25 protein-coding genes and 1 pseudogene are annotated in these 26,703 nt (G+C 34.2%); 2 read left to right on the top strand and 24 right to left on the bottom strand.

The window, feature by feature from the left end; all coding sequences use genetic code 11:
* The first annotated feature begins 266 nt into the window (after positions 1-266).
* A complete protein-coding gene (locus tag KM885_RS15630; protein WP_047186127.1) occupies positions 267-740 on the top strand; it encodes a DUF2621 family protein in 474 nt (157 codons plus the stop codon).
* 13 nt (positions 741-753) lie between these two features.
* On the opposite strand, the gene KM885_RS15635 is transcribed toward KM885_RS15630, so the two are convergent.
* The 7 genes from KM885_RS15635 to KM885_RS15665 all read right to left on the bottom strand — a co-directional run bounded on the left by KM885_RS15635 (position 754) and on the right by KM885_RS15665 (position 6,627).
* A complete protein-coding gene (locus tag KM885_RS15635; RefSeq protein WP_145524068.1) occupies positions 754-1,218 on the bottom strand; it encodes a CcdC family protein in 465 nt (154 codons plus the stop codon).
* 269 nt (positions 1,219-1,487) lie between these two features.
* Positions 1,488-2,192, bottom strand: a complete 705-nt coding sequence (locus KM885_RS15640; protein ID WP_047186126.1) for a cytochrome c biogenesis CcdA family protein — start codon at positions 2,190-2,192, stop codon at positions 1,488-1,490.
* A 388-nt stretch (positions 2,193-2,580) separates the two neighbouring features.
* Entirely contained in the window at positions 2,581-2,805 is a 225-nt protein-coding gene (locus KM885_RS15645) for a YneF family protein (protein WP_047186125.1), read from the bottom strand.
* Positions 2,806-2,849: 44 nt separating this feature from the next.
* Positions 2,850-3,308, bottom strand: coding sequence for a sporulation inhibitor of replication protein SirA (gene sirA, locus KM885_RS15650; protein WP_047186124.1), 459 nt, complete (start codon positions 3,306-3,308; stop codon positions 2,850-2,852).
* A 226-nt stretch (positions 3,309-3,534) separates the two neighbouring features.
* Complete coding sequence (gene tkt / locus KM885_RS15655; protein ID WP_047186123.1) at positions 3,535-5,535, bottom strand: transketolase; 2,001 nt, start codon at positions 5,533-5,535, stop codon at positions 3,535-3,537.
* Between the two features lie 116 nt (positions 5,536-5,651).
* Complete coding sequence (locus tag KM885_RS15660) at positions 5,652-5,885, bottom strand: DUF896 domain-containing protein (RefSeq protein WP_047186122.1); 234 nt, start codon at positions 5,883-5,885, stop codon at positions 5,652-5,654.
* 103 nt (positions 5,886-5,988) lie between these two features.
* Positions 5,989-6,627 carry a YneB family resolvase-like protein gene (locus KM885_RS15665; RefSeq protein ID WP_216884245.1) on the bottom strand — a complete coding sequence of 213 codons (639 nt, stop codon included), beginning with the start codon at positions 6,625-6,627 and terminating at the stop codon, positions 5,989-5,991.
* A gap of 274 nt (positions 6,628-6,901) precedes the next feature.
* On the opposite strand from KM885_RS15665, the gene lexA reads away from it, so the two are divergent.
* Positions 6,902-7,525 carry a transcriptional repressor LexA gene (lexA, locus tag KM885_RS15670; RefSeq protein ID WP_047186120.1) on the top strand — a complete coding sequence of 208 codons (624 nt, stop codon included), beginning with the start codon at positions 6,902-6,904 and terminating at the stop codon, positions 7,523-7,525.
* A 40-nt stretch (positions 7,526-7,565) separates the two neighbouring features.
* On the opposite strand, the gene glnA is transcribed toward lexA, so the two are convergent.
* The 17 genes and pseudogenes from glnA to rny form a co-directional block, all read right to left on the bottom strand.
* Complete coding sequence (gene glnA, locus KM885_RS15675) at positions 7,566-8,900, bottom strand: type I glutamate--ammonia ligase (protein WP_060668847.1); 1,335 nt, start codon at positions 8,898-8,900, stop codon at positions 7,566-7,568.
* Positions 8,901-8,971: 71 nt separating this feature from the next.
* Entirely contained in the window at positions 8,972-9,346 is a 375-nt protein-coding gene (locus KM885_RS15680) for a MerR family transcriptional regulator (protein ID WP_204798715.1), read from the bottom strand.
* A 106-nt stretch (positions 9,347-9,452) separates the two neighbouring features.
* Entirely contained in the window at positions 9,453-10,697 is a 1,245-nt protein-coding gene (locus KM885_RS15685) for a methionine gamma-lyase family protein (RefSeq protein ID WP_204798711.1), read from the bottom strand.
* A 40-nt stretch (positions 10,698-10,737) separates the two neighbouring features.
* Positions 10,738-11,964: a GTPase HflX gene (gene hflX / locus KM885_RS15690; RefSeq protein WP_047186117.1), complete on the bottom strand. Its 1,227-nt coding sequence runs from the start codon at positions 11,962-11,964 to the stop codon at positions 10,738-10,740.
* 121 nt (positions 11,965-12,085) lie between these two features.
* A complete protein-coding gene (gene spoVK, locus KM885_RS15695; protein WP_047186116.1) occupies positions 12,086-13,012 on the bottom strand; it encodes a stage V sporulation protein K in 927 nt (308 codons plus the stop codon).
* A gap of 122 nt (positions 13,013-13,134) precedes the next feature.
* Positions 13,135-13,359, bottom strand: a complete 225-nt coding sequence (gene hfq, locus KM885_RS15700) for an RNA chaperone Hfq (RefSeq protein ID WP_047186115.1) — start codon at positions 13,357-13,359, stop codon at positions 13,135-13,137.
* Between the two features lie 39 nt (positions 13,360-13,398).
* A complete protein-coding gene (gene miaA / locus KM885_RS15705) occupies positions 13,399-14,334 on the bottom strand; it encodes a tRNA (adenosine(37)-N6)-dimethylallyltransferase MiaA (protein WP_047186114.1) in 936 nt (311 codons plus the stop codon).
* 23 nt (positions 14,335-14,357) lie between these two features.
* Positions 14,358-14,822, bottom strand: coding sequence for a Dps family protein (locus tag KM885_RS15710; protein WP_244987052.1), 465 nt, complete (start codon positions 14,820-14,822; stop codon positions 14,358-14,360).
* A 56-nt stretch (positions 14,823-14,878) separates the two neighbouring features.
* Complete coding sequence (mutL, locus tag KM885_RS15715; RefSeq protein ID WP_216884246.1) at positions 14,879-16,741, bottom strand: DNA mismatch repair endonuclease MutL; 1,863 nt, start codon at positions 16,739-16,741, stop codon at positions 14,879-14,881.
* A gap of 136 nt (positions 16,742-16,877) precedes the next feature.
* The gene (gene mutS / locus KM885_RS15720) at positions 16,878-19,463 is read right to left on the bottom strand and encodes a DNA mismatch repair protein MutS (RefSeq protein ID WP_216884247.1); all 2,586 of its coding nucleotides are present in this window, start codon (positions 19,461-19,463) and stop codon (positions 16,878-16,880) included.
* A gap of 167 nt (positions 19,464-19,630) precedes the next feature.
* The gene (gene cotE, locus KM885_RS15725) at positions 19,631-20,203 is read right to left on the bottom strand and encodes an outer spore coat protein CotE (RefSeq protein ID WP_060668853.1); all 573 of its coding nucleotides are present in this window, start codon (positions 20,201-20,203) and stop codon (positions 19,631-19,633) included.
* 291 nt (positions 20,204-20,494) lie between these two features.
* Positions 20,495-21,000 (bottom strand): annotated as a pseudogene (locus tag KM885_RS15730) (DUF3189 family protein).
* Between the two features lie 150 nt (positions 21,001-21,150).
* Positions 21,151-21,579, bottom strand: coding sequence for a YlbF family regulator (locus tag KM885_RS15735; RefSeq protein WP_204798225.1), 429 nt, complete (start codon positions 21,577-21,579; stop codon positions 21,151-21,153).
* A 1-nt stretch (position 21,580) separates the two neighbouring features.
* On the bottom strand, positions 21,581-23,155 hold the full coding sequence (gene miaB / locus KM885_RS15740) for a tRNA (N6-isopentenyl adenosine(37)-C2)-methylthiotransferase MiaB (RefSeq protein WP_204798226.1): 1,575 nt from the start codon (positions 23,153-23,155) through the stop codon (positions 21,581-21,583).
* Positions 23,156-23,526: 371 nt separating this feature from the next.
* Positions 23,527-23,787 (bottom strand): stage V sporulation protein SpoVS, encoded by a 261-nt coding sequence (spoVS, locus tag KM885_RS15745; protein WP_047186108.1) that lies wholly within the window; start codon positions 23,785-23,787, stop codon positions 23,527-23,529.
* 164 nt (positions 23,788-23,951) lie between these two features.
* Positions 23,952-24,749, bottom strand: coding sequence for a TIGR00282 family metallophosphoesterase (locus KM885_RS15750; protein ID WP_204798227.1), 798 nt, complete (start codon positions 24,747-24,749; stop codon positions 23,952-23,954).
* Positions 24,750-24,914: 165 nt separating this feature from the next.
* Entirely contained in the window at positions 24,915-26,477 is a 1,563-nt protein-coding gene (gene rny, locus KM885_RS15755; RefSeq protein WP_204798228.1) for a ribonuclease Y, read from the bottom strand.
* Positions 26,478-26,703 lie beyond the last annotated feature (226 nt).

The raw sequence follows: 26,703 nt of genomic DNA on the forward strand, positions 1-26,703 counted from the left end.
TCTCACTTGTTTTCTATTTATAAACACAAAAATGACGTAGGTGAGTTTTTCCCACCAACGTCATTTATTGTACAACCGGAATCTATCGAATATGATACTTGTTTGTCTTATTTATGAATATTATAATTATATTTGTAAACCCTTTTGTCATTTCGTACTATTAAGTAATGATACTATATTTCCTTTAAAAGTAAAATAAGTATTTAAAATTTATACACTTTCTTCATTTTTTTTAATGAACAAAATATTCAAGAAAAGGTGAAATTATGGGATTACTATTAGTTGGTTGGGGTGTTCTGCTTATTACTTTGCTTGGAATTGGTGGATTTTTTATGTTTCGCAAATTTTTGAAACAACTGCCAAAAACAGATGGAAAATCAATAATGGATTGGGAATTACATTATCTCAATCAAACAAAACATATGTGGAAGGAAGAAGAAAAAGATTTATTAAATGAGTTAGTATCTCCTGTCCCTGAACTGTTTCGTGATGTGGCAAAACAGAGTATTGCAAGTAAAATTGGAGAAGTAGCATTAAAAAAAGGAAAAAATATTATTGATCAAGATGTTTTAGTAGAAGGCTATATCTTAGCAACCCCAAAGCGCGATCATAAATTCTTAAGAAAAAAACTAAAAGAAAAAGAAATAGATGTTAAACCTTACGAATATCTATTTCATTTGTCTAAAAAAGACTACGCAGACAATTGGGAAGAAAAATATAAAAAAGCGACTAACAAATAAGTTAGTCGCTTTTTTATACGATACTTCTTCTAATTTTTAAAAACTGAAAAAGCATTACAATTCTCCAAGTTACAATCATCCCAAGTGCCAATAAGAAGAACATTCCTGTCGTTTCTCCAAATGAAATATAACTTCCAATGATTAATTTAACAACTAGTCTCACAATAAGCAATCCAAATAAAATAAATGGGAACGCTCGAGACGGAGTTAAATACACCTCAGAATCTTTCACCTCAAATTTGGAAGTCTTTATTAAAAATATAGAAAAAATTATTCCTAGAATTAGAGCTTCTAATACTTGTGGCCATTCCACACGAAATTCTGGAATGATAAACATACAAGCCCCTGTACTCATCATAATTGGTGGTAAAATTATTTTTTTTATAGAAGCTGGCCTTTTTGCAGCTTTTAATCGAATGAAAATCATAAACACGGCCATTCCTGCAAAAACGATAGTGCTAGAAATCAACCAAAATATAGACATAAAGCATCACTCTCTCGAAGCTCTCATAAATAAGCTTTCTTAGTATTAATATGACCTCTTAAGCTAAAACGTACATAATATTAGATAACTTTGTTTTATTTCGCATATTTTGAAACGTATTCATAATTGCAAGAAGTTTTCATCCATGCCATTTGAATATCAAACTTTACCGACTCCCAATCCATCCATGCTTCATTAGACTTAGAAATCTTCTTATTAAGGTACTTAAAGCTCGTACAAATTATACCACGTGATAAAAACCTTTAAAACCCTGTGAAGCCAAAAACTCCAGCCAAAAATGCAGTGAGTTTCGTCATCCAGTCAAAAAATAGTGCAATACCAATAAATATCATAACATAACCACCAATCTTTATTAATCGTTGACTATGTTTTTTAATCCAATTTAGTTTTCCAATAAAATAAGCTAAAAATAGAAACGGAATAGAAAAACCTAATATATAAGCTACCATCATAATTAATCCAACTTCAGGATTTGTTGCAGCAAGTGAAAGAACAATAGCTAATATCGGGCCTGTACATGGTGTCCAACCTAAAGAAAATGCCATTCCTATAATGAACGAACCCAAAAATCCAGTTGGACGATTTTTAAAAGTGATTTTTTTATCTTGCATTAGAAACTTAAAATTAAAAACTCCCACGATTACTAATCCAAAAAAGATGATTAAAATAGCACCTATTTGTCTAATGATATTCTGATACGTTAAAAGAAAATCAGAAATGAAGGTTGAAGTAAAACCTATCATAATAAAAATACTAGAAAATCCGAGTAAGAAAAAGATTGTATGAATAAAGGCCTTCTTGTTTAACCTTTTATTCTCATCTTTAATTTCACTTACACTCATTCCGGTAATATATGATAAAAACACCGGAAATAAGGGTAAAACACATGGTGAAACAAACGAAAGAAACCCCGCACCGAATGCAAGGAAAACATTAATTTCCGACATAGAAAAATCCTCCTTTTCATTAGTTTATCAAATTGTACCAGTAACAATGTAGTCAAATATGACAAAACAAGGATAAATATTTGAAAACTTGGTATTTACTAACGAAATACATATTAAAAACCACCCTTTCTACTTACTTAAAAAGAAAGAGTGGTTCTCTTAAAAAATTAACCAAATAAGTCCAAAAAGTATTAAGATAATTGACACTGATAAAGAAGACTTCCATCAGTGAAGGCTTTCCTACATCCCCCACTGATAGGTAGCCGCGCTTATCGTACCTTTACGGGCAGTTGATCTCCCACCCACCTTCTTTATTCTTCAGAAGCTTGTGGTGGAAGTCTTACTGCCCGTTTAGGCGGGATAAACACTTTCAATCTAAAATGATCAATTAATTCTTATCCATTTGATTGTTCATTGCACGCATCATTTGATTAATTTTCTTTTGCGATGGTTTTTGGCCCATCTGCATCATTAACGTACGAAGCATTTGCTCATTAATCGGAGGATTCTTTTTCAAGTAATCCATCATATATTTCCTTGCAAGGAAAAAACCAAGAGCAACACCAGCTATTAACGCTGCTATAGCAATTAGTACGACCCATATAGTAGCCATGATAAGTTTCCTCCTTCGTGTTGTCTCTTATACAGTATATTAAATCAACGACAAGAATACAATACTTGATTCCTTTCAATATTTCTTGGGAATCTAATAGGAGAAATCCAGCCGTACTTTTGATTTGTATGTCCTACAACAAAAAATAGTGGATGGATTAGCCGTAATATAGGAAATAATATTTCTTCTGCATCTTGAAGTGATCTACTTCGAAATTTTAATTGTTTTTGTTCAATATGTAAAGAAATAAAGTATCTATTATTATATAATTCAATAATAGAATCATTTTGATTTATATGAACGTCATCTTTCAAATTATATTTTAATATAGAAATAAAGATATCTTTTTCGATACTTTTTGTAATATATAAAAATTGCCTTCTTAAATCTATTCGATTTTTATTATAACGATATTCCTCGAAGAAGCGGTACAATATATCACTTTTATGGAAATAATGGTTTGCTACTTCTTGTTTAATCCAATAAATAGAGTAATCATACATCTTAATGCCTCCCTTTAATCCTATTATACGGATCAAGCGATAAGAATTCTGTCACATTAAGATGCAAACTATCACTAGTTTTGTCGAGGGGGTAACTTATTTAGAAATACTATATTTATGAGGATTCTATTTCCTGATCAACCTGTTTAAAGAGGTATTCGAAAATAAAATGGAACGGAAAATTATCAGGGAGAAGGCCCTTTCCGCAAGAACCTTCTCTTTAATATTATTTGACAAGTGCTTCCACATGTTTCACTACATTTTCAACTGTAAACCCATACTCTTCGATTACTTTTTCCCCGGGCGCTGAGGCACCAAATTTATCAATAGCCAACACAATCCCATTATCTCCAACATATTTATGCCAACCCAGTGGAGATGCCATTTCAATAGAAACACGATTTTTTACTTGTGGAGGAATCACTTCATTTTTATAAGCTTCATCCTGTTCATTAAATCGATCCCATGATGGCATACTTACAACACTTACATCTATATCTTTTCCTTTAAGAACCTTTTGAGCTTCAACTGCAAGTGACACTTCTGAACCAGTTGCAAGAAGTAGCGCATCAGGAGTTTCATTTTCGGCCTTGCTTACAATATAAGCACCTTTTTTCACACCCTCATATGCGGCTTCTTTCGTTCCCTTCAGTGTAGGAAGATTTTGTCTTGAAAGGACAAGTGCTGTTGGTCTGTCAGTTGATTCAAGCGCTAAACGCCATGCTGCTTGCACCTCATTCCCATCTGCGGGTCTAATAACAGATAATCCAGGCATAGCTCTTAAGGACGCCAATTGCTCAATTGGTTCATGTGTTGGTCCATCTTCGCCAACCGCAATAGAATCATGAGTAAATACATAAGTGACAGGCGTATTCATGATGGATGCAAGGCGAATAGATGGTCTCAAATAATCACTGAATACAAAGAATGTACCACCATATACTTTTAAACCACCGTGTAGAGCCATCCCATTTAAAGCAGCTCCCATAGCATGTTCACGTACTCCGAACCAAATATTTCTTCCAGAGTAATTATTCCTTGAGAAATCTTTTTCATCGTTCATATATGTTTTATTTGAACCCGCTAAATCCGCGCTACCACCAAAGAAATGAGGAACAGATTTTGATATGGCATTTAATACTTCTCCTGACGATGCTCGTGAAGCAAGAGATGAACCTGTTTCATATACGGGAAGAGATTTTTCCCATCCATCTGGCAACTTGTCATTTAGAACAAACTCTAACTCCTTAGCTAATTCAGGATATTTTTCTTTATAAGAACTTAATAATTCATTCCATTCCGCTTCTTTATTTGAACCATTTTTTACAATCTTTTCATTAAAATCAGCATAAACTTCTTCAGGTACATGAAAATCATCATGGGTCCATTCATAAAATTCCTTTGTTAATTTAACTTCGTCTACACCAAGCGGAGCTCCGTGAGAAGCAGCAGATGCTGATTTGTTTGGTGACCCATATCCAATTACAGTTCTTACCTCAATAAGAGTTGGTTGTTCTTTATTTGCTTGTGCTTCTTTTATTGCATTTCGAATTTGTTTAATATCATTTCCATCTTCCACCCGAAGAACTTGCCAACCGTAAGCTTTAAAACGCTGTTCTGTATTATCAGAGAATGATTTATGTAAATCACCGTCTAATGAGATTTCATTTGAATCATACAGCGCAATCAGTTTCCCCAATCTAAGATGACCAGCTAATGAAGCAGCTTCATGGGAGATGCCTTCCATTAAATCCCCATCACTAATAAGTGCATAAGTATAGTGGTCCACAATAGCTATGTCCTGCTTATTAAACTTACTAGCTAAATGCGCTTCTGCCATTGCCATCCCTACAGACATTGCAATTCCTTGTCCTAAAGGCCCTGTTGTTGCCTCTACTCCATCAGTATGATGAACTTCGGGATGCCCAGGTGTTTTTGAACCCCATTGACGAAATTGCTTGAGATCTTCCATAGAAACATCATATCCAGATAAATGAAGTAGGCTATATAAAAGCATAGAACCATGACCCGCCGATAATACAAAACGATCACGATTAAACCATTTTGAGTTCTTTGGATTATGGTTCATAAAATCTGTCCATAGCGTATATGCCATTGGAGCTGCTCCCATAGGTAACCCAGGGTGTCCGGAATTAGCTTTTTCTATTGCATCGATAGATAATGTACGAATCGTGTTAATTGATAATTTTTCCACGTTTGACAAAATATTTAACTCCTTTCACTAATGAAAATGTCTCCAACATATTCTATGTTAGTATGTCACAAGTGAAGTTAGTTTATTTCTCAAACAAATTATTCTTTCTAATTCCCTCTATCGAATGATTAATGTTTTCTATTTCTCTCTTGCAGCTCTCTAACTTTCTTCGGAGTTACATCGTTTCCTTTAGGATCGATTACCGTCATTGATTTCATATGATTTTTAAAAGAGCTTCTGACGTTTTTTAAATAATCTTCACGAAGTTCTTTCTGCTCTTTTGCCTCTTCCTCAGTCAGTCCTGTACTCTTTGATTTCCTAGCTAATTCATTGATACGATTTAATTTTTCTTTTGAAAGCATATAAAATGTTTTCCTTTCTATTTAAATAAAGACAAGAACCTTATTGAACTCGCACTTTTAAGTAAGTTCTTGCCATAAATCTTACTATTCCATATGAACATATTCAAGTATTTTGGTACTCTTGATATCTTCTATGAACAGTTGCTTTGGATACATGAAAACCCATCCCATTAAGTGTTTTTGTAATTTCCTCAAAGGTTAAATTATTTTGTCTTAATCTAACTACTTCTTCAATCGGAAACTCTAATCTTTCTCTATCAATTGCTTTATGTTGATTTGATAGATTTTTAGAGGGATTGTACCCTTTTTCGATTGCCCTTTTCATTCCTCTTTTTATCTTAGCATTATGAATCTTTCTTTGATACTCCTCTACAATACCCACTATTTGTAAAACCATAGAATCCGATTCTGACAATTCTAATTCTCCGTCATGAATGGCAGTGTAAATAGGTATTTTTAACTTATGTAGTTGATGGAATAATGCAATCTTCGTATTTCCTCTTCCTAGTCTAGTCTCATCCTGTATCAATAAACAATCTGCTTTCTCTTCAGAAAAAAATTCTAACATCGCAAAAATTCCATCTCTGTTTATTTCATATCCACTAGCCTTTTCCTCTATACAATCGATAACTTCCATTTGATATCTACCTGCTAATTTAAGTAATTCATCTTTTTGACGACTTAGCGACGTTTCTTGTGTCATTTTATCTGTACTAACACGACAATATATAATAGCTTTCATTGACCACTACCTACCTATACACTAATTATAATAGAAATATATATAAATCCTAACGTTAAACCAAATGAAATTAAATAAAAAAGATCCGTTTTCGTTATCTTCCCAAACATAAATTGTCCTCCTACCTAATAACAGAACCTTTGTTCGTTTGTTATATCTATTATCACACGAACATACGGTCTTGTCAACTATTTGTTCGAACGAGTGTTTGCTTAAATTAGTTAATAATGGTAAACTATCATTATTAAAATATTATGTGCGAGGTGAGTAATAGATGACAAAACTTTCTAATAGACAACAAATGATTCTTGATTTTATAAAAGATGAAGTAACTAAAAAAGGTTATCCACCTTCCGTTCGGGAAATAGCTTTAGCGGTAGGGCTTGCGTCAAGTTCTACCGTTCATGGCCATTTAGAAAGATTAGAAAGCAAGGGTTATATTAGAAGAGATCCTACTAAACCTAGGGCAATTGAAATTTTAGCTCAATCAGAAGATAGTAATATTCCAAAAGATGAAGCTCGTTATGCACCCGTCATAGGGAAAGTCACAGCGGGTGTACCAATTACAGCAATTGAAAATATAGAAGAATATATTCCAATTCCAGCTTCAACAGCAAGTCCTGATGATAATTTATTTGTCCTTATTATTGATGGAGAAAGTATGATAGAGGCTGGTATTTTAGACAAGGATATGGTTATTGTTAAACAACAAAATAATGCTAATAATGGCGATATTGTCGTCGCAATGACGGAGGAAAATGAAGCAACCGTAAAACGATTTTTTAGAGAAAAAGATCACATTCGTTTACAACCAGAAAATGCAACAATGGAACCTCTACTATACAAAAATGTAAGTATACTGGGTAAGGTTATCGGCCTGTATCGACATGTACATTAAGACAAAAAAAGAGAATCCGCGGATTCTCTTTTTTTATCTATTAGTATATAGTCATATACTGTTCTCTTTCCCAAGGATGAACTTGGAGTCTGAACATATCCCATTCAATCTCTTTCGCTTCAACAAAGTGTTCAAATAAATGATCACCTAGAGACTCGACAATTACTTCATCTTTTTGCAAGAGATCTAATGCACCTTTTAGTGTTACTGGTAAGTCTAGTATTCCTTCTTCTTCACGTTCTTCTTTCGACATAACATAAATATTTCTATCAACTGCTGTAGGAGGAGTTAATTTATTTTCAATACCTGATAGTCCAGCAGCTAATAATACGGACAATGCCATATATGGATTTGCAGAAGGATCTACACTGCGGACTTCAAGACGCGTACTTAATCCTCTTGAATTCGGAACACGTAATAACGGGCTTCTATTTGATGCAGACCATGCCACATAAGATGGCGCCTCATAACCAGGAACCAAACGTTTATAGGAATTGATCGTTGGGTTTGTAATCGCAGTAAAGGCTGTAGCATGTTGAATAATACCCGCCATGAAATGGTATGCTGTTTCACTCAACTCCAAATCCCCTTTTGTGTCATAAAAAACATTTTCACCTTTTTTAAATAAAGACATATTAATGTGCATTCCAGATCCATTTACTCCGAAAAGTGGTTTAGGCATAAATGTTGCATGCAAATTATGTTTTCTAGCAATTGTTTTAACTACTAATTTAAAAGTTTGTATATCATCCGCATGTTTCACAGCATCAGAATATTTAAAATCAATTTCATGTTGTCCTGGTGCACCCTCATGGTGAGAAGCCTCAATTTCAAATCCCATTTCTTCTAATTCAAGAACGATGTCACGGCGACAGTTTTCCCCTAAGTCCGTGGGAGCCAAATCAAAGTAACCTGCTTGGTCATTTAATTCTAGTGATGGATTCCCTTTTTCATCTAATTTGAATAGGAAAAATTCTGGCTCTGCACCGATATTAAAAGCATCAAAACCAAGTTCTTCCATTTTCTTAAGATTGCGCTTAAGGTTGTATCTTGGATCCCCTTCAAATGGTGTTCCATCTGGTTTGTAAATATCACAAATAAAACGTGCTACTTTACCTTTTTCAGAAGTCCACGGGAAAACGACAAACGTATCTAAATCAGGGTATAAATACATATCCGATTCTTCAATACGTACAAAGCCTTCAATAGATGAACCATCAAACATCATTTTATTATCTAGCGCTTTTTCTAATTGACTTAAAGGTATTTCCACATTTTTAATTATTCCAAGCATATCTGTGAATTGTAAACGTATGAACTTCACATTATTTTCTTTAATTTGTCTCACTACATCTTCTCTTGTATATTTTGGCATCTGTTGTCCTCCTACATCATGTTAATAGATTAAATAATAACTAGCCAAATAAAATTCAAACAAACTTACCATTAACGATTAGAAAAAAATCTTGAAAGCTCTCCTTGCCTTAAATTTACTTGCCCGAGTCTATCTGGGTGTTTCAATTCATTCCTTAAGATCTTTCGTAACTCTTTCAAACTTAAATCGTTATCCTTTGATTTTACATTCTTTTCTTTCTCTTTTTTTGATGATTCTTCAACCATTAGCTTAATCCCCGCTAAATTTAATCCTTTATCAAGAAGATCTTTAATTTCTAATAGTCTATCCACATCATTGAAAGAAAATAATCGTTGGTTCCCTTTTGTTCTCTCTGGAAAAACTAATCCATGCTCCTCATAATATCGTATTTGTCTAGCGGTTAATTCCGTTAATTTCATAACGATACCAATTGAAAACAAAGGCATTGAACGACGCTCTTTATCATTCAATAAAATAACCCCCAATACTCACTAAAGTATAAACGATGTAAGGTTTAGTGTCAATCGAATGTTAGGTTTCCTTACATGAAGTTTATTTTACGATTAAATGCCCTGCTTTCACTAAACTTTTTACAGATTCAATGATCGCAATTTTCACGTGAGTATATGTTAGACCTCCTTGCACAAAAGCTGTATAAGGGGGTCTTATTGGTCCATCTGCAGAAAGTTCAATACTAGCCCCTTGTATAAAAGTACCAGCTGCCATAATAACCTCATCATCGTATCCCGGCATTTCACTTGGATATGGAGTAACATAAGAATTAATTGGTGAATTCCGCTGAATAGCTTGGCAAAAAGAGATCATTTGCTGCGCATCTTCAAATGTTACCGACTGAATGAGATCCGTTCTTTTTTCTAAATAATTAGGCGCTGTTTGAAAGCCTGCTAATTCTAAAAATCTTGACGTGAATACAGCGCCTTTTAGTGATTCTCCCACGATATGAGGGGCCAGAAAGAATCCTTGAAACATTTCCTGTAGCATATTAAATGTTGCACCTGTTTCTTTACCAAGACTTGGGGCCGTTAAACGATTCGCACAGCTTTCGACCAATTCTTGCTTTCCAACTATGTACCCACCTGCTCTGACAATTCCGCCACCTGGATTCTTGATTAAAGAACCAGCCATAATATCTACACCAACATGAAGGGGTTCTTTTTCTTCCACAAATTCCCCGTAACAATTGTCTACAAATACAATTAAGTTTGGATTAATTTCTTTGACAAACTGTACCATCTCTTCAATTTCCGCAATCGTGAAAGACGGTCTATCATCATATCCTTTTGAACGCTGTATACCGATTACTTTTGTCTTTTCGGATATAGCTTTTTCTACTCCGACATAATCAATCCCTCCTTCTTTTGTAAGGGATATTTGATTATAGTCGATATAAAAATCTTTTAAAGAACCCGAATTCTCCCCCCTAATACCGATTACCTCTTCCAATGTATCGTAAGGCTTTCCAGTAATATAGATAAGCTCATCTCCGGGGCGTAACAGACCAAAAAGTGCCGTAGTTATAGCATGTGTACCCGAAACAATTTGTGGTCTAACAAGTGCGTCTTCTCCGCCAAATACTTCAGCATAAACCGCTTCTAATCCTTCTCTACCCATATCATCGTATCCGTAACCACTTGTTGACTGGAAATGGCTATCACTTATTCGATGTTTTACAAAAGCGTCTAACACCCTTTTTTGATTCACTTCCACTATTTCCTGAATATTTTTATGAATACCTTCGCAATCTTTCTCTGCTTGTTTCACTAGTGTTTCTAACATTTCTCCATTCTCCTTACCTAAAACTTGCCAATATTTTATTTTAATTCATTAAATGATTTAATGGATGATTGGCCCGAATATATCCACTAACATTAAATTTATTGGATTGTTCATCAAACTGTTTAGCAGTTATTATTGTATCACGTTCTAGTTTAGCTAACATATTTCCATCATTAATTTGAATACTATAACTTTTCCATTGTTCCATTACTATTTTCTCGATCTGTGCTAACATTTGATTAAGTTCCTCATGATTATAAGCACTAATTAAGATATTAGGGTGATGAATTGGGAAAAATTCAGTTTGTAATAAATCCTTTTTGTTATAAACAGTGAGCATTGGAATCGTATGGGAGTCTAATTCCGCTAATAATTTCATCACCGTTCTCTGTTGTTCTTCTTGATTTTCCTGCGAAGCGTCCACCACATGAATTAAAAAATCCGCTTCTTTAACCTCTTCCAACGTCGAACGAAAAGCAGCAATTAATGCAGTGGGTAGGTCTTGAAGAAACCCAACGGTATCCGTTACCAATGCCTCAAAACCTGATGGAAAATTAATTTTTCTTGTCAAAGGATCTAACGTTGCAAACAGTTTGTCCTCTTCAAGCGAATCACTTTTGGTTAAGCGATTGAAAATAGTAGATTTTCCTGCATTCGTATATCCTACAATTGCTATTTGAAAAGCTTCATTCGTTTTTCTTCTTTTTCTATATTGTTCACGTTGACGAACGACAATTTTTAATTTCCTTTTTATATCCACGATTCTATTTCTTATATGGCGTCGGTCTGTTTCTAGTTTGGTTTCTCCTGGACCTCTCGTACCAATTCCGGCACCAAGACGTGACATTTCCACACCATGTCCCGCTAATCTCGGCAACATATATTCTAATTGTGCTAACTCTACTTGTAATTTACCTTCTTTCGTTTTCGCACGCCTTGCAAAAATATCTAAAATTAACTGACTTCGATCAATGATTCGCACACCTAAAAAATTAGATAAATTTCGTAATTGACCAGGAGAAAGTTCATCGTTGGAAATAACTAAATCAATGTCCAATTTTTCTACTTCTTGTTTTATTTCCTCCATTTTCCCTTCGCCAATATATGTTGCAGGATGGATTCTATTTCTATTTTGCGTAATAGTTTCTACAACGTTTCCGCCTGCTGTTCTTCCCAAGGAAATTAATTCCTCCAATGAAGATTGAAATTGCTCATCCTTTTGTGTCGGCTTTTTGACCGCAATAATTAAAATTTTTTCTTCTGGCATTCATTAAACCTCTTTCTTATAAGCGAATTATACTTAGGTTAACCTTAACTTATTATTACATCATAGATACGATAATAATACAAAAATAACCCCAGTTCCGTTCATACTGAGGTTATATTTTTTAGGATTTCTCATTCAGTTGCATATCTTTTGCAGTGATATAAACTAAATCATCGGTTGTAAAGCGTTCTTGCTCCAATAATCTCATTGCGTGCATTCGAATAGAATGTTCAATCACATTCCTTATAAATCTAGCGTTAGCAAAATTTCGTGATTTTTCTTGTATCTTTTTATATAAATAATTACGTAGTTCCCATTCCGCCTCTTTTGTTAATTTATACTCTCTTTCTGCAGCCATTTGTTTAGCAATATCCATCAATTCATTAACATCGTAATCAGCAAAATCTAAAATAAATGGAAACCTAGATTTTAATCCGGGATTTAATCGCAAAAATCTGTCCATCTCTTGTGGATAGCCAGCTAAAATAAGTACAAAATCGTTTTGGTGATCTTCCATATGTTTTACAAGCGTATCAATCGCTTCTTTTCCAAAATCCTTTTCACCACCCCGGGCAAGTGAATAAGCTTCATCAATAAATAGCACTCCACCCATTGCCTTTTGAATAATGGCACGTGTTTTTTGTGCGGTTTGGCCTATATATTCTCCAACTAAATCTGCACGTTCTGCTTCGATAAAATGGCCTTTAGAAAGTAAATTCATATCATAGTAAAGCTTAGCCAATTTCCTAGCGACTGTCGTTTTACCTGTACCAGGATTTCCTTTAAAAAGCATATGAAGAACTTGTTTTGAATTTTTTAAACCTAATTCATTTCGCTTTTCGTTAATTACTAATGTAGCATAAATTTCTTTCACTGTGGATTTCAGTTTATCCATTCCAATAAATGCCTGGAATTCACTATCTATATTTTTAAATGGGTTATTTTGCTTATGTCTGATATTTGTTCCATACTCGGCCTTTAACCTTTTATTTTCATGTAAAACTATATTTATTTGACCATTTTTATGACGATTTATTTGCGACTCCACACGATCACCCCTTTTGTCACTTTTAGTATACTCACTTCTTAAGAAATTGTGACAAACGCCCAGTATATCAGAATCTTTAATCGCAAATTAAAAACGGGCAATTATTTTTGCCCGTTTGGATATTATTCTTTATCAAGTGAAACGTTTTTAACTGGTGCAAAAGTTGAGATTGCATGTTTAAAAATTAATTGTTGTTTACCCTCTGATTCTACCAGTACTGTAAAATTATCAAATGCTTTTACAATACCCCTTAATTGGAAACCGTTTGTTAGAATAACTGTTACTGAAATATGATTTTTTCTTAATTGATTTAGAAATTGATCCTGAATGTTAACAGATTGTGCCATCGTGCTTCCTCCTCTATTCTATCTATACATTAATAAGTTCTACCTTTTATGCAAAATTCCTGCTATATCATCTAAAATTATATGAAACTTTTCTTTATTATTTAAGTCTGACATATCATACCAGTTTATGTTCATTTTATTTTTAAACCATGTATACTGCCTTTTAGCATACCTTCTCGAATTCCTTTTAAGCGTTTCAACTGCTTCATTTAATGAAATTTCTCCTCGAACATATGGAACCAATTCTTTATATCCAATCGCATTCATTGATTGACAATTTTCATAACCTTTATCTATCAATAACTTCACTTCTTGAATTAAACCTTCTTCTAGCATTTTGTCAACTCGATGATTAATTCGTTCGTATAACTCGGGTCTATCCATTTCTAAACCAATAAGAATCAAATGATATGGTGATTCAAGCGTTTGTTCTTTTTGATACTCTGTCATCGTTTTTCCAGTTGTTTCATAGATTTCCAAAGCACGAATAACACGTCTATAATTATTTGGATGAATTTTTTCGGCCTGGACAGGATCAATTTCTTTTAAATAATTATATACAGGTATTGGTCCTTCTTCTTCTATTCTTTTTTCTAACTTTTGTGTAAGAACTTCATCTCTTTTTTGATTGGAAAAATGGTAATTATATAAGGCGGCTTGAATGTATAAGCCACTACCGCCAACGAGTATTGGTAATTTATTACGATTCGATATTTCTTCAATATAATATTGTACATTTTGTTTAAAATCAGCAACAGAAAATTCCTCATCAGGCTCTCTTATATCAATCATATGATGAGGAATATTTTCCATTTCTGTTTTCTTTATTTTAGCCGTTCCAATATTCATCTCTTTATAAACTTGCATGGAGTCTCCACTTATTATTTCTCCGTTAAACCGCTTAGCAACCTCAATACTTAAACTGGTTTTTCCGACAGCGGTTGGTCCCATAATAGAAATTACGGTATTTTTCATGAGTCTTCCCCTATTTTTATTATTTATTCATTTGAATCATATGCTCGGTAACTATTTAACATCCAAACATATTTTTCTAACTTTCCTTGAATAGTGATTAATAAATCTGCAGTCGGTTCATCCTGCTGTTCTTCAGCTAATGATAAGCCACTCTCTTTAATTTCACCAATGATTTGTTGATAATCTTGAATTAATTGATTGATTATTTCATTTTCCTTATCATCTGCATTTGCCTCTGTCAATGTAGCTTCTTTTAAATACTTGGACATGGTTGCTAGTGGTTTCCCATCTATTGCTAGGATTCGTTCCGCTATTTCATCAAGGTCACTTGCTACCATTTCATACATTTCTTCAAATTTCTCATGAAGTGTAAAGAAATGTCTTCCTTGTATAAACCAATGATATCGGTGAAGCTTTACATATAATACAAAATAATTGGATAGCTCTTGATTAAGGAAATTAATTAATTCTTGATTTTTATTTTCCAAATTCCACACCCCTTTTGGTCTTATTATTGCCAATAGAGTGGGAGATTTATACCTTTTCACATAACTCGCTTAAACATCTTCTCTAACTCATAAGTAGAAAAGTGAACAATAATCGGTCTACCATGTGGACAAGTAAAAGGGTCTGTCGTATTTCTTAAATCTTCCAATAAACGAAACATCTCATCTTGATTTAAATAATGATTTGCCTTTATTGACCTTTTACATGACATTAAGATCGCCGCATCTTCTCTAATAGATTCTACATTGATTTTTTCTTCATTCATAATTTGTTCTACCATTTCACGAATGACTTCTTCTTCAAATCCATTTGGAAACCAATTGGGGTGGGATCGGATAATATATGTTTGATTGCCGAAAGCTTCAAAAAATATCCCGACTTTTTCCATCTCTTCTTTGTATTGTTCGATAAAAAGTGATTCCTGCTTTGAAAATTCAAATGTCATCGGAAGTAATAATTCTTGTAATTCATTTGCAGGCTTACCTAGTTTATCTCTAAAAAATTCATATTTGATTCTTTCTTGCGCCGCATGTTGATCAATCATATATAGACCATTTTCATTTTGCGCTAAAATGTATGTTCCTTGTAACTGACCAATAGGATACATCATTGGGACTCTTTGTTTGGAGACATTTTTAAATGAAAGTTCTTCATTTCTATATTCATCTTTTATTTCATCTTTATTTACTTCATAGCTTGTAAAAATCTCTTCCTTTGGACTAGATGAATTAGTTGGGGTGAGATTATCCTCCAAAGCGTCCTCTTCCACGTCGGCGGGTTTCGACCAATTACCGATAGTTTCCCTGACACTATCATTGGATTCTATCACGGAAGATGAACTATTAAAATCCATGGAATGTTGATAGCTTTTTTCTTTTGGTTTCGGCTTACTGGTTTCTGTCATTTCCGGAATTAGCGTAAGTTCTCTAAATTTATGACGGATAAGCTCCTCAATTTGTGTATAGAGTTCCTTATCTTTACTAAAGCGTACCTCAAGTTTTGTAGGATGTACATTTACATCAACTAAAATAGGATCCATATTAATAGATAGTACCACTATCGGCGATCTGCCAATTGGAAGTAATGTATGATAACCACGAATAATTGCTTGATTCAATGGAATGCTTTTAATATACCTCCCATTAATAATGGTTGATATATAATTCCTTGATGCCCTCGTAATTTCCGGCTTAGCAATAAAGCCTTCGATATGAAAATCCAAATTTTCTTCTTTAACCATCAACATGTTCTTCGCTACATTCATACCGTACACTTGTGAAATAACTTGAAGTAAATCACCTGTACCAGCAGTCTTAAAAAGCCCTTTCCCATTATGTGTTGCTTCAAATCGTATGTTTGGGTGAGAAAGAGCTAATCGATTTAACAAATCCGTAATATGACCTAATTCTGTATGAAGGCTTTTCATATATTTTAACCGTGCGGGTGTATTAAAAAATAAATCATTTACAGTAATTTCCGTACCTCTTCTTGCATCACTTTTCTTTTTGTCTATAATTTTTCCGCCTTCTAGTATTAATTGAATACCCGCTTTGTCCCCTTCAGAACTTTTTACGGTTAACTTACTAACGGATGCGATACTAGCTAGTGCTTCCCCGCGAAATCCTAGTGTTTTTACATGGAATAGATCACTTTCATTCCGTATTTTACTTGTTGCATGAGGTAGGAATGCGCGTTCACTGTCTTCCTCTGACATTCCATCCCCATTATCGGTAACCTTAATCTCTTCTAGTCCTGCTTCCTTAATATCGACTTTAATCCATGTACTGTTTGCATCAATGCTATTCTCTACTAATTCCTTTACAACAGATGCTGGTCTTTCAACTACTTCCCCAGCTGCTATTTTATTTGCTAATGCATCAGACATTTGTACGATCTTCATTAAGGCAAAATCCTTTCTAATAAGGTTGGTTCAAAAAATCAGGTAAAGATGACATTCGACGTTTCTAATCGGCAAGACTCACCGCTCTTGAAAAAGAAAACCGCTTTTCCGGCGTGCAAGAACCACTATTATTTCTCTACAGTTTTTTTACTTCTTTCTGAAGCTTATATAGTTCATTCATCGCATCCATAGGTGTTATATCAAACAAATCAATTTCTTTTAAAGCATGAATAATCTTGCTTTCTAATGTAAAATTATTTTCTTTCTTTTCGTTTGGTTCTGATTCATCTTCTTCAAAAAAGGAAAGTTGACCTTGGTGTTCGTTTTCCAATGTTGGTTGTGATTTATTCCCAGCCTCTAAATCTTGTAAAATAACATTCGCTCTTTCTATTAAGTCCTTTGGTAAGTTAGCTAGCTTAGCAACATGGATTCCGTAACTTTTATCCGCAGCACCTTCGTTGATCTGATGTAAAAATATAACATTACCTTCGTATTCTTCAGCTCGAACATGAATATTTTTTAATCTCGGTAATGTCTTTTCTAAACTAGTTAATTCATGGTAATGGGTAGAAAACATTGTTTTTGCATGGATATGATTATGAATATATTCCACAATCGCTTGCGCTAAAGCCATACCATCATACGTGCTAGTCCCACGCCCTATTTCATCTAGCAAGATTAAACTTTTCTCCGTTGCGTTACTTATCGCGTGGTTAGTCTCAAGCATTTCAACCATAAATGTACTTTGCCCAGATACTAAATCATCCGCAGCACCTATTCGAGTAAATATTTGATCAAAAATAAGCAGTTTTGCTTCGTCCGCTGGAATAAAACAACCTATTTGGGCCATAATCACTGTTAAAGCTAGCTGACGCATGTACGTGCTTTTACCAGACATATTTGGTCCCGTAATTAATAACATATTCTTTTCTTCATCCAATTGAATATCATTTGGAACATAATTTCCTTCTTTCATGACTTGCTCAACAACTGGATGTCGTCCGTTCTGGATAGAAAGCTCGTTTTCATCAAAGGTTGGACGTTTATAATTATTCTTTTCACTCACCGTAGCAAAAGCTTGTAGTACATCAATTTGACTTACCACCTCTGCAATATGTTGCAATTCAGGAATATGCTCTTTTATCTTCTCTCTTATTTCTACAAATAATTGATATTCTAAATCGACACTTTTTTCTTCTGCTTCTAAAATTAATTCTTCTTTTTCTTTTAATTCTGGGGTAATGAATCTTTCTGCATTGGTTAAGGTTTGTTTACGTTCATATCTTCCCTCAGGTAGTAAATGCAAGTTTGCTTTCGTTACCTCAATATAATAGCCGAATACTTTATTAAATCCTATTTTTAATGATTTGATATTCGTTTCTTGTTTTTCTTTTTGTTCCAATTCCGCTATCCATTTCTTACCATTTTTAGAAGCATCTCTATAAGAATCAAGTGTTTGGTTATATCCATCTTTTATAATAGAACCCTCTTTAATTGATATTGGGGGCTCATCAATTATACCTTTCTCCAACAAGTCTACTATGTACTCAGGGTAAATTAATTGATTAGCTAGATTTTTAATTTGCTCTTGATGAAATTGATTTAAAACTAATTTTAATTCTGGTATTTTCTCCAATGATTGTTTCAATTGTATTAAGTCTCTAGCATTTACATTCCCAAAAGCAATTCTACCTGCTAATCGCTCTAAGTCATAGACAGATTTCAAGATTTCCCGTATGGAATCTCTTTCCATAAAACCGTTGTAAAAACTTTGCACCACGTCTAATCTATTTTCAATCTGATTTTGATTTAATAAGGGTCTTTCCACCCATTTTTTTAACGTTCTAGAACCCATAGCGGTGACAGTTTGATCTAACACCCATAGTAGACTTCCTTGTTTGCCCTTTTTAATAATCGTTTCTGTTAATTCTAAATTTCTCTTCGAATACATATCTAAAGAAAGATGATTGTTTAGTTGAATCACTTCTGCTTTTTTTAAATGGTCAAGAGATCTTTTTTGTGTATATTGGATATAATTCAATAATCGACTAAAAGCTTTCATGAGTTTTTTGTCATTTAAATTTTCACTTAAATCCCGATATTCCGCATTAAAAGTAACTTCATTTTGATAAGACAATGTTACATTTAATTTATCCTGTAATTGCTTTTGTAGATTTTCAGGAAGATTGGAGGACACAACAATCTCTCTTATCGGTTGGTTATATAATTCATGAACGACCGCATCCCAACCTTGTGTAATCTCTGCAATCTGGTTTTCTCCTGTAGATAGGTCATTATATACAATAACAAACGAGCCATCTTCAAAATGTGATAGACTAGCAATATAGTTATTTTCACCTTCATTTAACATATTACTTTCCATAACCGTACCCGGAGTAATCAATTGAACTACTTCTCGTTTAACGACTCCTTTGGCTGTCTTAGGGTCCTCTACTTGTTCACAAATTGCTACTTTATATCCTTTATCAATCAATGTCTTAATGTATCCTTCAGCTGAATGATAAGGAACGCCACACATTGGAATTGGTTCGTTTTTTCCATTACTACGTTTCGTTAACGTTATTTCTAATTCTCTTGCTGCTTTTAATGCATCATCATAAAACATTTCATAAAAGTCGCCAAGTCTATAAAATAAAAAAGCATCCTTGTAATCTGCTTTTATTTTCATATATTGTTCCATCATTGGTGTCAGCTTAGTCATAAAAATCCTCCAAAAAAACCGATATTTACTACAAATATTATAGCATAAATTTGAGTTATTTCGACAAAGGTAAACGAAACAAAAATACGAGGGAAAAATTCCCTCGTATTTTTTGCTGAATAATTTCTTTTAAGGAATGGTCGCGTCCGGATTCGGCGCCTTTGCTCTTAATCCTTTTTATTTAAAAAGTCGGGTTTTACACTTTCTAATTCATCATCTGTTACTTTATAGTCCCATGAATCATCGTCATCATGATCATCATGGTCATAGCTCCATTTAGGATCTACTTTAACAAATAATTTTGTCTCACCAATTACCTGCACAACAAACTCTCGCTCTACCTCAACAACAATTTTGTGACCTTTGTTTGTAATTTTGCATTCTAAACAGTTAGGCTGTTGTACCACTTTAGCTAAAACATCACACTCATCACTTAGCATATTTTCATCTTTAATGGAAAGTGGAATAATATCTGTATACGTTACCCTTTCCGTTACAACCTCCGTTTTCGTATTATCATTATACGAATACCAAACGTTGATATCATAGCTTCCTGTTATTTCAACCGTATCCTCTGATTTTTGTTTTGCATTATATAAATGGTTGATAACCCAGCATCCTAAAATACTTGATGGTCTATGTGATGGGGTAATGGAGTGAGAGTCTTGTGTGAATTTACGTCCTTTTCCAATAACTGCTTTCGTGATAATCTGTCTGTAGTCTTTATCAAGAAAAGTCATAATTACTTTTACCTCCTCTTTTTTCATTGTCATTTTATGCAAGACAAATACCTAAAGTGCATGATATTGTTTAAATGCAATAAATCATTTATAAAGAAGACTTTCATCAGTGGAGTTTTCCTTTATCCCCACTGATGGTTAGTTGCACTTATCAGACCTTTACGGGTAGTTGATCCTTCTTTGTTTTCCCAGAAGCATAAGGTGGAAGTCTTACTGCCCGTTTAGATGGGATAAAAAATAGGCCCCTACAAACGGCTAGGGGCATATTTTAACAATTGCTTTTTATATTCTTTATTTAAACGCTTTATTATCTAAAACGATTAATTTACTAGTTCTTGCAATACTTTCTTTTTTGGTTTGCTCAACTAAACTATTAATACGATTACAACATTGTTTGGCTCCTAATATAAGTAATGGATTTCCGATAAACTCCATGTTTATCCCCCGAGAAAAAAGCCTCCAATTGACATTACAAGTGGTACAGTCGGTGAAGTGTTTGAAAATATTACTTTCTCATTAAAATCATATTTTTCTTGCAGCAACTCAATAAAAGACTTTAACGCGGGAACAACATACTTATTATTTTTCCTGCCTAAAGTATAAACTTTGTTTCCTTCTTCATCAATCCCATGAAATATCAATTTACCCAAATCATGTTTTGTTAATTTGTTAAAATAATCTACATGAACGATTTCATCTTTTGTTAGTTTCCTATCTGTTGGAAGTTTTTTTAGATGGTATGCTGCAGCGAGCGATGTAGTGTGTGTTCCTCCGTAGTCATTGTATATAAATATCACAATAATCATCCTCCGTTATTATTGTGACCAAGATTACCTAGGTTAAACCGATTAATGTATATTATAATTAACATTTTAATATGCTCCGACATCATACCTGAAATCATTTTTTAAAAATAAAAACCAAGCAAATTATGCTCGGTTTTTATTTTAATGAGAACAACCTATTTTATTTTTCGCCTTCGAACCTGTCTCGCCAGATAATATATCCCCACCAGTTGATTCAATCACTCGGTTCGTAACTTCTCTTGCAATTGTTCCTGAAACAAGTTGTAAAACGTCATTTACTACAATTTGAGTTTCTTTAAATTCCTGAACAACAGGAATTTCATCAATTTCATTTTGCAGACGCTCAATTTCCTCGTCTACTTTCTTTAGCGCTTCATGTTTTCCATATGCTTGGAAATTTACTGCTTGTTTTTGTAACGTTTTTATTTTTTGAATTAGCTTCTGTACTTTTTGATTTTCGTTTAATTTAGCTTCTACTTGCTTAAATCTTTCTATTTCATCTGTGCTTGACAGCATTTCTGCTAGCCTTTTTGCCTCATCTAATACATCTTTACGTGTATAGGTAGCCACATTAGTTCACCTCAATTGTATTTTCCACCATTATACCATCTAACGACCATGTTTTAGCTTCCGTAATTTTAACATCTACTATTTTACCAATTGAAGATTTCGGACCTTTAAAGTTTACTAACTTATTCTTTTCCGTATATCCTGCTAATACATCGGGATCTTTCTTACTTTCACCCTCTACTAAAACCTTAACTACTTTATCTTTATACGTCTTCATGGATTCTGCTGCTTGTTTATTTACCAATTCATTTAGACGGTATAGACGTTGTTTCTTCACTTCTTCTGGGACATCATCTTTTTTACGTGCCGCTGGTGTCCCTTCACGTGGAGAATAAATAAATGTATAAGCAGCCTCAAAACCTACTTCTTCCACTAACGACATCGTTTCCTCGAATTGTTCATCTGTTTCATTAGGGAAGCCAACGATGATATCAGTTGTAAGTGTTACATTAGGGATTGCTTTTCGTATTTTACGTACTAATTCCAAATATTCTTCACGCGTATATTTACGGTTCATTTTCTTCAATACTTCACTACTTCCTGATTGAACTGGAAGGTGAATATGATCAAGAAGGTTTCCACCTTGAGCTAACACTTCAATTAAGTGATCATCAAAGTCTCTTGGGTGGGAAGTAGTAAAACGCACCCGTGGAATGTCAATTTTATGAATGTCATTCATTAAATCACCAAATGTATATTCTATATCTTCGAAGTCTTTTCCATACGCATTTACATTTTGACCTAGTAATGTAACTTCCTGATACCCTTGTGCAACTAAATGACGAACTTCCTGAATAATGTCTTGCGGGCGACGACTTCTTTCTTTACCACGCGTCATTGGGACGATACAGTATGTACAGAATTTATCACAACCATACATAATATTAACCCAAGCTTTAATTTTACCTTTTCTTACTTTAGGAAGATTTTCAATAATATCGCCTTCTTTAGACCAAACTTCAACAACCTGCTCTTTGCCAAACATTGCTCCTTTAATTAAGTCTGGTAGGCGATGGATGTTGTGTGTTCCAAAGATTAAATCGACATGAGGATGTTTCTTCATGATACGGTTTACAACGGACTCTTCTTGCGACATACAACCGCATACACCTAGAATAACATCTGGTTTTTCCAATTTAAGTGGTTTTAAATGTCCAATTTCTCCAAATACTTTATTTTCAGCATTTTCACGGATTGCACATGTATTTAATAGGATAATATCAGCTTCATTTGTTTCTGAGGTTGACTCATATCCCATTTCACTTAAAATACCTGCCATTACTTCGGTATCATGCTCGTTCATCTGACAACCATATGTACGAATGAGGAATTTTTTACCTTTTCCAATTGTTTTCATATCTTCTGGAATGGAGAAATCGTAATGAAATTTAACGTCTTCTTTAAACCGTTTTCTAGCTTTTTTTATATCAGGAGGTTGATAACTTGTTTGAAAGTATTTCGCTATCATTTCCTCACTTGAAGTGTTCTTAATACGTTCTATATTGTCCTGATTACTATGATCCACTGAATCTACTTGTTTTATTTGTGCTTGTTCTTTACGTTGCTCTTCATTCATAGTTATACTCCTTTCATAGGACTTAAAGAGGTCGTTCAAAAAGTCCGGTAAAAATGACATGCCCCTTCAAAAGTGGAGGCGTGAGTTGGGCGCAAAGCTCATCTTTAGTCGGCCTTCCTTTAAAGAAGTTTGTTGGCGATAGCAGCAGTGTTGCAACAAATCTTTACGGTGGGACGAGTAATAGGAGCCCCAGGACGTTGCGACTTTAGCCGATTCGGTCCTTTTTATCCTCCTTTTGAACACGGAATTAAATATACATAAGTTTACAATTTTACAGTATAATCCCTATTCTTAAATTTAACAATAAAAAATATAATGAGCAAATAAAAACCCTCCCCTAATTTATAAGAAAGGGAGGGTTTAAAAAACCATTATCTAGGCTCTACAATTAGTTTAATCGCAGTTCTTTCTTCATTATCAATCATAATATCTGTAAAAGCTGGGATGCAAATTAAATCTACTCCACTAGGTGCAACAAATCCTCTCGCTATAGCAACAGCTTTCACTGCCTGGTTAAGAGCACCTGCTCCAATTGCTTGAATCTCCGCTGTACCACGTTCCCTTAATACATTTGCAAGTGCACCTGCTACTGAATTTGGACTTGATTTTGCTGAAACTTTTAATACTTCCATGACTAGTACCTCCTTCATTTGCTATTATAGTTCTACTGATACTATATTCGTGGAGATGTTAGCTTATTCCCTATTATGCATCAATTTTTCAAAAGATTCCATAAATCAGATGATTCATCCCATGAAAAGCCTTACGAAGCTAGTGGAATTTTTAAAAGAAATTTTCAGCCAAAAAACGGATGATCTTCGTTTATTAAAATCCGTTCAATATTCGTTGCTTTACCGCTATGATTATCTATTGTTACCACTACTGCCCCTAGCTGTGTTCTTCCATTTTTCGTTACTTCAAAGCGGACAGGCAAAGATGTTAAAAATCGTTTTATGACCGCATCTCTATCCACACCTAAAATCCCATCATATGGACCCGTCATTCCCACATCAGTAATATATGCGGTACCTTGTGGCAAAATGCGTTCATCTGCAGTTTGTGTATGAGTATGTGTACCTACAACTGCACTTGCACGTCCATTCACATACCAGCCGATTGCCTGTTTCTCACTTGTTGCTTCCGCGTGGAAATCAATAAATATAATATTAGTCCGCTTTTTGGCTTCCTCTATTAATTCATCTACTTTTAAAAACGGATCATCAATTGCTGGTAAAAAAGTTCTTCCTTGTAAATTAATGATCGCAACTTCCACCCCGTTTACATTCGTATAGATAATCCCTTTACCAGGTGTTCCATCGGGAAAATTAGCTGGACGAATCATATATTTCGCATCATCAATAAATTCAAATATTTCTTTTTTATCCCAAGTATGATTTCCCATCGTAATTACTTGGGCGCCCCACTCCATAAATTGTTTATAAATTTTTTCCGTTATACCTTTACCTGAAGCGGCATTTTCACCATTTATAATGGTTAAATGGGGGCGGTATTTTTCTTTTAATTTTGGTAAATATTCTTTAACCATTTCTCTTCCTGGAGATCCTACGACATCTCCAATAAATAATATTTTCATTCTGCTATCATCCTATCTTATCCATTACTTATAGTTTTTCATAATCATTTTTCAAAGTCAAAAAATTTAATTTCTATTTATTTAAAACGATTAGAAAAACCATTGTTTGTTACGTTAAGATTTTCAACGTAAAACAAAAGTAGCCACTTTGTATGGCTACTTTTGTTATTTTGCATATTCTACCGCTCTCGTTTCTCTTATCACAGTCACTTTAATGTGACCTGGATAATCGAGCTCATTTTCTATTCGTTTTCTTATATCCCTAGCAATACGAACGGATTCTAAATCGTCAATTTCATCAGGTTTAACCATTATCCGAATCTCTCTACCCGCTTGAATTGCAAAAGACTTTTCTACACCTTCGAATGATTCAGAGATTTCTTCCAATTTCTCTAATCTCTTAATGTAATTTTCAAGTGTTTCACTTCTAGCACCCGGTCTTGCTGCAGACAGTGCATCGGCAGCGGCTACTAATACAGCAATAATAGATGTAGCCTCTTCATCACCATGGTGGGAAGCGATGGAATTAATGACAACAGGGTGTTCTTTGTATTTAATGGCTAATTCTTTGCCAATTTCTACGTGACTGCCTTCCACTTCATGGTCTATTGCTTTACCAATGTCATGTAGAAGTCCTGCTCTTCTTGCTAACGTTACATCTTCGCCTAATTCAGCAGCAAGCAACCCTGAAAGGTACGCAACTTCAGTAGAATGCTTCAACACATTTTGACCATAGCTTGTACGATATTTTAGACGACCAAGTATTTTCACTAAATCTGGATGTAGACCATGTACGCCAACCTCAAATGTTGTTTCTTCTCCAACCTCGCGTATATATTCATCAACTTCACGTCTTGCTTTGTCCACCATTTCTTCAATCCTTGCTGGGTGGATACGTCCATCTTGAACGAGTTTTTCTAATGCAATACGAGCAATTTCTCTTCGAATTGGATCAAAACCAGATAAAACTACTGCCTCTGGTGTGTCATCGATTATTAAATCAATACCAGTTAATGTTTCTAGTGTACGTATGTTTCGACCTTCGCGCCCGATAATACGTCCTTTCATTTCATCATTTGGAAGGTTTACAACAGATACAGTTGTTTCAGCAACGTGGTCTGCAGCACAGCGCTGTAAAGCAAGCGATAAAATACTTTTTGCCTTTTTGTCCGCTTCTTCTTTGACACGATTCTCAGCTTCTTTAATCATGACTGCTGAATCATGTTTTACTTCTTTTTCAATCTTCTCTAAAATAATCTGCTTCGCTTGGTCTGATGTATATCCAGAAATGCGCTCAAGTTCCATTTGCTGCTGTTCTTTCATAGCTTCCACTTTGCTTTTCATTTCTTCAATTTGTTGTTGTTTGTCTGCTAGACTTTGTTCTTTACCCTCTAACAACAGTTCACGTTTGTCTAATGTCTCACTTTTCTTATCAAGACTTTCTTCTTTTTGCAACAGACGATTTTCTTGCCTTTGTACTTCTGTTCGACGTTCTCTGAGTTCTTCCTCTGTTTGCTGGCGAAGTTCATGAATTTCATCTTTCGCCTCAAGAAGCGCCTCTTTTTTAGAGGCTTCCGCATTCCGATGTGCTTCTTCTACAATCTGTTTAGCTAAATTTTCCGCACTAGAAATCTTAGCTTCTGCAATAGATTTACGTATCAGATAACCAACAACAATACCGACGATCAGAGTAAGCAAAATGGAGATGATTACATAAATAAGGTCCATCTTTTCACCTCCTATTGCCATAGGTTTAACTTTCATATTGTCGGCATGTAACATGTAGATGCATAATCTAACAATTAATCTTATAAAAATTATAAAATTATACAGTACAATTGTAATTGCCTGTATTATAAATGTCAAGAAAACGTCATAAAAAGTATGTGTCAAGTTTTTCTCGGTGTGTCTTTCACACCAATATTTCCGGCACTCTATTTTTGTACACTTTTTC

Source organism: Oceanobacillus caeni, from assembly GCF_019037185.1.
Classification (GTDB): Bacteria; Bacillota; Bacilli; order Bacillales; family Amphibacillaceae; genus Oceanobacillus; species Oceanobacillus caeni.

Bases quoted from the DNA above. Each gene is read 5' to 3' on its own strand.
- KM885_RS15630 (WP_047186127.1), top strand. From the start codon at position 267: ATGGGATTACTATTAGTTGGTTGGGGTGTTCTGCTTATTACTTTGCTT.
- KM885_RS15640 (WP_047186126.1), bottom strand. From the start codon at position 2,192: ATGTCGGAAATTAATGTTTTCCTTGCATTCGGTGCGGGGTTTCTTTCG.
- KM885_RS15645 (WP_047186125.1), bottom strand. From the start codon at position 2,805: ATGGCTACTATATGGGTCGTACTAATTGCTATAGCAGCGTTAATAGCT.
- sirA (WP_047186124.1), bottom strand. From the start codon at position 3,308: ATGTATGATTACTCTATTTATTGGATTAAACAAGAAGTAGCAAACCAT.
- KM885_RS15660 (WP_047186122.1), bottom strand. From the start codon at position 5,885: ATGCTTTCAAAAGAAAAATTAAATCGTATCAATGAATTAGCTAGGAAA.
- KM885_RS15665 (WP_216884245.1), bottom strand. From the start codon at position 6,627: ATGAAAGCTATTATATATTGTCGTGTTAGTACAGATAAAATGACACAA.
- lexA (WP_047186120.1), top strand. From the start codon at position 6,902: ATGACAAAACTTTCTAATAGACAACAAATGATTCTTGATTTTATAAAA.
- glnA (WP_060668847.1), bottom strand. From the start codon at position 8,900: ATGCCAAAATATACAAGAGAAGATGTAGTGAGACAAATTAAAGAAAAT.
- KM885_RS15680 (WP_204798715.1), bottom strand. From the start codon at position 9,346: ATGCCTTTGTTTTCAATTGGTATCGTTATGAAATTAACGGAATTAACC.
- KM885_RS15685 (WP_204798711.1), bottom strand. From the start codon at position 10,697: ATGTTAGAAACACTAGTGAAACAAGCAGAGAAAGATTGCGAAGGTATT.
- hflX (WP_047186117.1), bottom strand. From the start codon at position 11,964: ATGCCAGAAGAAAAAATTTTAATTATTGCGGTCAAAAAGCCGACACAA.
- hfq (WP_047186115.1), bottom strand. From the start codon at position 13,359: ATGGCACAATCTGTTAACATTCAGGATCAATTTCTAAATCAATTAAGA.
- miaA (WP_047186114.1), bottom strand. From the start codon at position 14,334: ATGAAAAATACCGTAATTTCTATTATGGGACCAACCGCTGTCGGAAAA.
- mutL (WP_216884246.1), bottom strand. From the start codon at position 16,741: ATGAAGATCGTACAAATGTCTGATGCATTAGCAAATAAAATAGCAGCT.
- mutS (WP_216884247.1), bottom strand. From the start codon at position 19,463: ATGACTAAGCTGACACCAATGATGGAACAATATATGAAAATAAAAGCA.
- cotE (WP_060668853.1), bottom strand. From the start codon at position 20,203: ATGACTTTTCTTGATAAAGACTACAGACAGATTATCACGAAAGCAGTT.
- miaB (WP_204798226.1), bottom strand. From the start codon at position 23,155: ATGAATGAAGAGCAACGTAAAGAACAAGCACAAATAAAACAAGTAGAT.
- spoVS (WP_047186108.1), bottom strand. From the start codon at position 23,787: ATGGAAGTATTAAAAGTTTCAGCAAAATCAAGTCCAAATTCAGTAGCA.
- KM885_RS15750 (WP_204798227.1), bottom strand. From the start codon at position 24,749: ATGAAAATATTATTTATTGGAGATGTCGTAGGATCTCCAGGAAGAGAA.
- rny (WP_204798228.1), bottom strand. From the start codon at position 26,477: ATGGACCTTATTTATGTAATCATCTCCATTTTGCTTACTCTGATCGTC.